The following is a 7,528-nucleotide window of genomic DNA, read 5'->3' on the forward strand; positions in this document are numbered from 1 at the left end:
CATTTACGCCTCCACATCCGGATAGCTTTTGGGCTTTGACTTGTTTGGCAGTCTTACCCTGTAAGAGTACGCCTGATGGTATTCGTGTTCCTCGGGTCAGAATTTTGCCTCCAGCTTCCTTCAGATTCCACTTCACAATGGACACCCTTGCTCTTGGCTAATGGTTGGTCGCTATCTACCCCCATAGCGGACTTTCGCCGCCTAGCGAATCGTCATGCGCGGCGCACCAAAAAAACCCGCATCCTTTTCAGGACACGAGTTTTATGAAAAATGATTTATATTTTTGTGTACTAAAGCAATTCATATTGATTCCAACCTTCCAAACAATTGTTCGTTACATTAAATTATAGCGTAAAGATTGGTGCATGAAAAGGCCTTATTCATGTTTAATAGACTGTAAAAACATATATAATGTGGAACCTAACATTATAAGAAATTCATTGACTATAATCACTGTTAAGAAGCAAGAAATAGGCTACTTTATACTAAAGTGGCCTACCCATACGTTAGAAAACTGACCCTTAAAGGGGAAAATGAAAAACCCTTTTAATACATCTCTCCCTACTTCTATTCCGTGTTCTTTCGTACTGTATAGAAAACGATATGGAAAACACCTGAACACGCTATGGACAAGGGATTGAAGGGATATTGGACATAAAGAAACGGGACGAAGTCCTACTGGACCCGCCCCGATATAATATTGATTTTTGATTGAAAAAACCGATTGAGTAACGATTAATTACATAATTGACTGTCCGCTGCTCTTCCCGCTTCCTTTGCCGTTTGGAAACCAACTATTTAACAGTAGGTAGTAACTTTTTAGCAGAGGGAAGAGGAAAGTAACAGCTACATCTCTAAGATCATAATGACCCCTTTACATCCCTACCCATTTTTTACATTAGCTTTTTAATACTAACTTTTGATCCTCTATGACATAAACACAATCAGCCACTCTATCAACAAAGGTTCGATCATGCGATACAAATAGTACAGTTCCTTCATATCCTTTTAAAAACCGTTCCAACGCTTCAATACAAAAAACATCCAAAAAGTTCGTGGGCTCATCCAAAATGAGTATATTGTATCTTCCTAAGAATAACTGACACAATATTAGACGAATAGACTCTCCACCGCTTAAATTCCGGACATTCTTTTTTAAATCATTTCCTGTAATATTCATAGAGTGTAGAACAGAACGAATTTTGCTCTCATCGAAATCACTTCTATCTTTCATAAATTCCAGTACAGATTCATCCTTTGTAAACTGATAGTCCATTTGTTCATAAATGCCGATAACCGCTTTTGGCGAAATCGTAATCCCTTCACCACGCTGTAAAATATGCCGAAGCAACGTTGTTTTACCTGAACCGTTTTTACCTGTAATAGCAATGGTCTTGCCTAACGGGAATTGAAAACCCGATTTATCAAGAAGTGTCTTCTCCCCCGCCTTTAGCCTTAACTGATCTGCCATTATCGGAAATTTATTGTGTAATTGCAAAGCACTAGACTGGTGAAATCGAATGATTTGCTCTTCTTTCGGTGCTTCCACCGCTTCAAGTTGTTCTACTCTTTGCTCTATTGCTTTTGCTGCTCTTTGGACTGCCTTTTGACTTGTATCCTTGGATTTCGTCATAAACATTTTATTCGCCTTTGCTTTTGTTTCTTTTTTGGACATATGTCCATTGGCCTGTGTAATTTTTTCAGCCTTCTTCATCTTTTCTTCTGCGGCTTTGATAAGACGTGATTTTTCTTTTAAATACTTGTCATGTTGTTCCTGCTGTTGCCTTTTCTGAAGTTCTTTTTGTACGACGTAATCCGAATAGTTCCCTGTATATTCCGTTACAATTCCATCTTGGACTTCCCAAATCTTCGTCACAAGTTTATCTAATACATACCGGTCATGACTCACGAGTACGAGTGCACCATAATAGTAAGCCAATTCACCGATAAAAAGTTCTACACCCTCTGCATCAAGATGCGTGGTTGGCTCGTCAATTAATAAACCTTCATGATAGTTTGAAAAAAATTGAGCTAGTTTCAGCCTTGTTTGTTCCCCACCGCTGAAATTATTGATGTCTGTTTCAGGGATAGACAGCTTTCCTTTTAGGTCATAATCCACCTCTGCTGGCCCTGGTACAGTTAATTGATCAAAATAAGCAAAGTCTACATGACTTTTCACTTTTCCGTTTGACGGTTGAACTATACCCGCTAGTAACTTTAATAACGTACTTTTTCCTGCTCCATTTTCCCCGACAACACCGATGCGATCAAACTGATGAACAGCTAAACGCTCAATCACTAATACAGTTTTATCTAAATAAGTTAGTTCAACATTTTCTAATTCAAAACATATTTCTTCCATTTTTGCTACCTCCCGAAAATTGGTGATTTCGTACCGATAGCTAGGACCGATACGAGCCTTTATTTCAAGTTAAAGCCCGTATCAAAAGAATAATAAAAATTGCATCGTTTACTCCCCCTATTTCGTAGGATTATTTATATTCCATTTATTGATAATCAAATTGTTATAGAAAATGGTACAGCTATGGGACACCCATTACACTTTTTCGAGTCTAATTTGGCCGTTCATTAGTATTATTTGACTTATTTATTCCTACCAAAATATCTAAGTCAATGGTAATCCTGGAAATTCCACGATTTATAATTTGTTCCATATCGTCCTTGCTCATATTCCAGGAAAGTGGCGACATTTGAGTTAAATTTGTTAAATCTTTTACATTTAGTCCCTTGGTATAACTAATTTCGAAAGTGTCCATAAGATGAAAATGCTGTTTAAAAAGAGATACCGTTTCATCATTTTTATAAGACGTTTTATCTTTCTCATCGAATCGTGCTTCTCGTAGTTCTTTTAAATAATTTGAACGAGGAACAACTTTAATAATGAGACCATTAGGTACTAAGATCCTTTGGAATTCCTTATAATTTGCAGGTGATAGGATATTCAAAATGATATGGCATGATTGATCCTGTAATGGTGAATTTGCTAAATCACCGACAAGCCAAATGGACTTTTTGTAATTGCGTGCCGCCATTCGTATGCCCTCTTTTGAAATATCTAAACCAATTCCTGCAATTGTTTCATTCTTACATTCATCTAAGATCCTTTGTAAATGTGATCCTTCTCCACACCCTGCATCAAAAATTATAATTTCACCCTTTAAAGCATCCATATTTTCAATGATAATTTCTGAAATTTCCTTGTGTAGGAGGGCAAAAAGGTTATTTTCCATAATGACTTTTTGTCGTGCTTTAAATAATTCCTTGGCATAATGGCTATTTGTAGAATGAGTCATCATGTTTACATAGCCTTGTTTCGCAAAATCAAACGTATGATTATTCAGGCAGACTAGGCTCTTTAAATGAGTGACCTTCATTGGACTTTTACAAAGCGGACAACTAAATACATGAACATATTTATTAACTAATTCAGCACTTTTTTCTTTATTAATCATGGTTTCTCTTCCTTTCAAATAAAAAAATCACAAGCATCTGCCTGTGATTTGAGAGTAAAGGGAAAGAGACCCATCCTTATTCTATTAGGGGGAGCTATTAAAAGCCGTCAGCAAATAAAACCTGCCCTTGATCTAAACAACGAAAGGTTAAATTAGACAAAAATAAAGAAAGGCAAATAAGTCGCCTTTCCTTACATTACATATTTTCCACACATAAACAGGCAATAAGGATCCACCCATAAGTTGATTGGGGGAAATAAATTGCTGGATGTGGTGAATAACTATGAAATGAAGATTATTAAAAAAGGACAGACTAATCCCGTTTACTCTGCATACACAAACAGAGCCTTTGAACGTATTCAATTACTGGTTCAAAGTTGGGAATCGTAGTCTCATAAAATGTGTCATTTTTTAATAATCCTCCTTAACGTTTAAAAGTATAGTGATTATTATAGGTTCTCTTTTACAAAAAGTCAAAGATAAATAGTGCTTTTACAATTAGAGACGGTTATTTACCTTCAACTTGATATTTATTTTAGTATCTTTTCCGTTTCCGACACAAGGTCATGCAACATTTTAACCGCTTCACTCGTATGATCTGAATCGGAAGAAATTAATGTAACAATCTGGTCGATGTTTTTCTTATAATTATTGGGTTTCTGATTAAAGCTCTCAATCATTCGGACAGCTTTTTTCTCATTGATACAGTATTCATCATTCAAAGCAAATAATACTTGATTTAAACATGAAATAGTTCGGAAGCAGTGCCCCGTAACATATGTAATATCATCCTTATCCACATTGTCCTTCGCAAACATCAAAGAAAAAGATGCTTCAAACATGAAATAGCCGATTATGGCATCCTTTAATGATTTTGGATAAGGGCTAGTCTTAGCTTTTAAATCTGAAATTTGATTGGTACACTCATACAATATTTTACAAATGGAGATTTCCCCCATATACATAACATTTAGATAGGCATGTGGATGTCCTGTATGATAATGAGTAGAAACCTTGCCCTGTAAACAATCATCAATTACTTGAGATACCCTTTTTATATCCCGAAAAATCAAATCTACATGGTACCCTTGAACGACAATCCAACCACCACCATTTATCCAGGCACCCCACTCACCTAAAGATGTAACTAGATTTTCTCTATGGTCATCATCCAATCTAGTAGCAGCTTCACTAACCCCTCTGACATCAAACCCTGCCGATGTATCATAATATATTCCAATATCTATATCGGAAGTTGGGTGATTCGTACCTCTTGATCTTGATCCTCCTAATACCACTCCAACAATGCCCGGGACATCTTTTAATTCATTGTTAATTTCTTGTAAAATGTTTTCTACGCTCAACAATTTTCAACTCCTATTTTTATCCTATGGTTAATAACATTCACTCAGTTATCATCGAAACAATCGGTTTTTCCCAAATAATCCCCATTGCCCAATTCATTCTACGAAAGGTACAATTAGGCAATAATTTTCCATATATCTCATAGTATTTCTGTTCTGAAAGGTACTTGTCAGATGCTAAATGTTCGAGCCACGACTTTGAAGTGTTATACTTGAATACTCTCACAGCATTTTTCACACCGAATTTGAAACAGTTAGGAAGAAATTCTTGGATTGCTCCTAATATGTAAACGTACGTTGGTGGGGTTTCAACCTTAGACACATTATCAAGAATAACAATTTTCCCACCTTCGTACAGCAATTCTTTCATTTGATTAATTACAATTGATATATCCCTCAAATGATGGAAAGTCGTCCTGCTTACGATATAAGCAAACTTATACCCCAAACTAAGATTTTCTGCATCCATCTTCAAGTATGAAATATTCGAACACTGACGCTTCTTGTTGGCAAACTCAAGCATCCCTTCCGATATATCAATACCAACTACCTCGCTAAAGTAATTGGATAATTCATAGACTAATATTCCCGTCCCACATCCAATATCTAATGCTCTCCCTTTTTCTATTGGCATATTAGCAATAAAAAAGGTATTGTCATTCAGAAGATTAGTTACAAAGTCATACTCTTCAGCCACTTTATCAAACTGTGATCCTGTAATACTCATATGTTCACCCCCTCCTATTCAACAATGGGATAGATTTACCTTACCATTTATTTATTTCATTCAACTCTTCCTGTAAATAGTTCATCGTTATAACTCTTTCTTGTTCCCCTTGTTTATCATATAAAAGTTGTTCCATAAATTCCCATATATCTTCCAATCGTCTCTTTCCCTTATAAAAGGTCATTGCTTCAGGATTAATTGAAAAGTTTTGATGAGTTTTCCGATAGATTCTTAAAAATTCATTAAAGTAGGGTTTATCATCTAAGAACATCAAGTCAGCTTCAGGCGGGGCTAGTTTCAATCCTTCCCAATCAATTAATATTAGCTCTTGTCCCGACTGCATTAAATTCCAATTGTGTAAATCTGTATGACATAAGGCCATTCTTAATTTTGAGTTTTTCAAGTTCTGTGAATGCTCCTCAAGTGTATAAATCAGATCATTTAATTGTAGAATGTAGGAATGGATCAATTCCCATACCTCAGACGGAAAATCATTTCTCCCTTTTTGCAATGTTTGTCTCAACATCGGTAAAAATGGAACCTCAAAATCTTCTATAAAAGCATCAGTCCCAATTGGAATGTTATCACTATATGAATGAAGCTCTGTTATGATCTTTGAAAGCTGATAAACCTGATTCTCTGTTAAATCTCGATCCCCAATCGTTTCCCCCTCAATATATTCATAAAGCAAATAAATCCCATACTCATCTTCACATTTATATTTTCTTTCACTTGTCATCATAGGAACGGAGATTTTCCCTTTTAAATTGCTATTCTTTATAAGCCATACCAAGATTGGAACATATTGATCAATCAGAGCAGTCAACTTCGGTGTGGAAGCTCTGCTTTTTTCATATACCTTCAAAAAATAGCTTTGATTTTTATTTGACACTTTATATGCGAGGGATGCCCAACCACCCTGCTGAGGCGACACAACATTAATCTCTATGTCATAAAAGTCTTTTAATATACTTTTTACTTGATTCATCCTAGCCCCTCCAGTAAAAACTTACAACACGGAAAAAGTATAACACAATTCGAGGTTGCCCTTTAATTATTGTAAAAAGCCATACATATGCGTATTAGAATGGTTGAATATGAATTTCAAATGATTTAGTATCTTATTTAAAGCATTATTTATGAGGTGAGGGTATTGGTGAAAGCAGACAAGTTAGCCTCCTAAAAATCAAAAACACATTTTTAGGAGGCTAATCAAATGAAATTTAATCTAATTGAAAAAGAAAAATGGGATAGATTGCCGTATTTCGAGCATTACTTAAATCAGAAGTGCACATTTAGTATTACAGCAAATATAGATATTACAACGTTATTGGAACAGCTCAGGAACAAAGGGATAAAGCTATATCCATCCTTTATTTACATGGTCACTAGAATAGTAAATTCTCATAAAGAATTTAGAACTTGCTTAAAAGATGATGGTACTCTGGGTTATTGGGAAAGTTTGTTGCCTAGCTATACAATCTTCCATAATGATAACAAATCATTCTCAAGCATATGGACCGAATTCTCTGATGAATTTCCTGTCTTCTATAAAAACTTTCAAGACGATATGAAACAATATTCAGAGGTTAAAGGATTTTTCATAAAAGAAAATGTACCAGAGAATTCCTTTCCTATATCTAGTATTCCATGGGTTAGTTTTACTGGCTAGTTAAGTCCGTATAATTGTGTAAAAAGGGTTATCTGAATATGAGGGAATATGGAGTATAGGGGCTGTTTTTCTGGAGGGGGCTGGCCAGCCCCCTCCAGAAAAACAGCGGGATTTCATTTCTCTCGCCGTCTCTATCATTTTTTCATAGAAAATGAGCCAGAGCCCGTCATCTCAGTTAGAATAGAGTTAACCAAAACAACTTCTAAAGGAGAGATTCAGGGATGGCTCAATTACAGATTACTCTAGATGAACAACTTTTGCATCAATTATTTCTTGGCGATTCAAAAGAATC

General features: G+C 35.6%; 6 protein-coding genes and 1 pseudogene. 1 reads left to right on the top strand and 6 read right to left on the bottom strand.

All coding sequences use genetic code 11. The annotated features are described in order from the left end of the window. Window positions 1-898 precede the first annotated feature (898 nt). The 6 genes from C232_RS0117610 to C232_RS0117635 all read right to left on the bottom strand — a co-directional run bounded on the left by C232_RS0117610 (window position 899) and on the right by C232_RS0117635 (window position 6,552). Window positions 899-2,362, bottom strand: coding sequence for an Msr family ABC-F type ribosomal protection protein (locus C232_RS0117610; RefSeq protein WP_018665426.1), 1,464 nt, complete (start codon window positions 2,360-2,362; stop codon window positions 899-901). 211 nt (window positions 2,363-2,573) lie between these two features. Further along, on the bottom strand, window positions 2,574-3,473 hold the full coding sequence (locus C232_RS0117615; RefSeq protein WP_018665427.1) for a putative RNA methyltransferase: 900 nt from the start codon (window positions 3,471-3,473) through the stop codon (window positions 2,574-2,576). 363 nt (window positions 3,474-3,836) lie between these two features. Then, window positions 3,837-3,881 (bottom strand): erythromycin resistance leader peptide, encoded by a 45-nt coding sequence (locus tag C232_RS20545; protein ID WP_115648277.1) that lies wholly within the window; start codon window positions 3,879-3,881, stop codon window positions 3,837-3,839. Between the two features lie 122 nt (window positions 3,882-4,003). Then, window positions 4,004-4,837: a nucleotidyltransferase domain-containing protein gene (locus C232_RS0117625; RefSeq protein WP_018665429.1), complete on the bottom strand. Its 834-nt coding sequence runs from the start codon at window positions 4,835-4,837 to the stop codon at window positions 4,004-4,006. A gap of 40 nt (window positions 4,838-4,877) precedes the next feature. Beyond that, entirely contained in the window at window positions 4,878-5,564 is a 687-nt protein-coding gene (locus tag C232_RS0117630) for a class I SAM-dependent methyltransferase (RefSeq protein WP_018665430.1), read from the bottom strand. A 40-nt stretch (window positions 5,565-5,604) separates the two neighbouring features. Continuing rightward, window positions 5,605-6,552 carry an aminoglycoside phosphotransferase family protein gene (locus tag C232_RS0117635; protein ID WP_018665431.1) on the bottom strand — a complete coding sequence of 316 codons (948 nt, stop codon included), beginning with the start codon at window positions 6,550-6,552 and terminating at the stop codon, window positions 5,605-5,607. Between the two features lie 228 nt (window positions 6,553-6,780). On the opposite strand from C232_RS0117635, the pseudogene C232_RS0117640 reads away from it, so the two are divergent. Continuing rightward, window positions 6,781-7,233 (top strand): annotated as a pseudogene (locus C232_RS0117640) (CatA-like O-acetyltransferase); the annotation flags it as partial. Window positions 7,234-7,528: the final 295 nt, after the last annotated feature.

The sequence above is a fragment of the Heyndrickxia acidiproducens DSM 23148 genome (assembly GCF_000374345.1).
Taxonomy (GTDB): Bacteria; Bacillota; Bacilli; order Bacillales; family Bacillaceae_C; genus Weizmannia; species Weizmannia acidiproducens.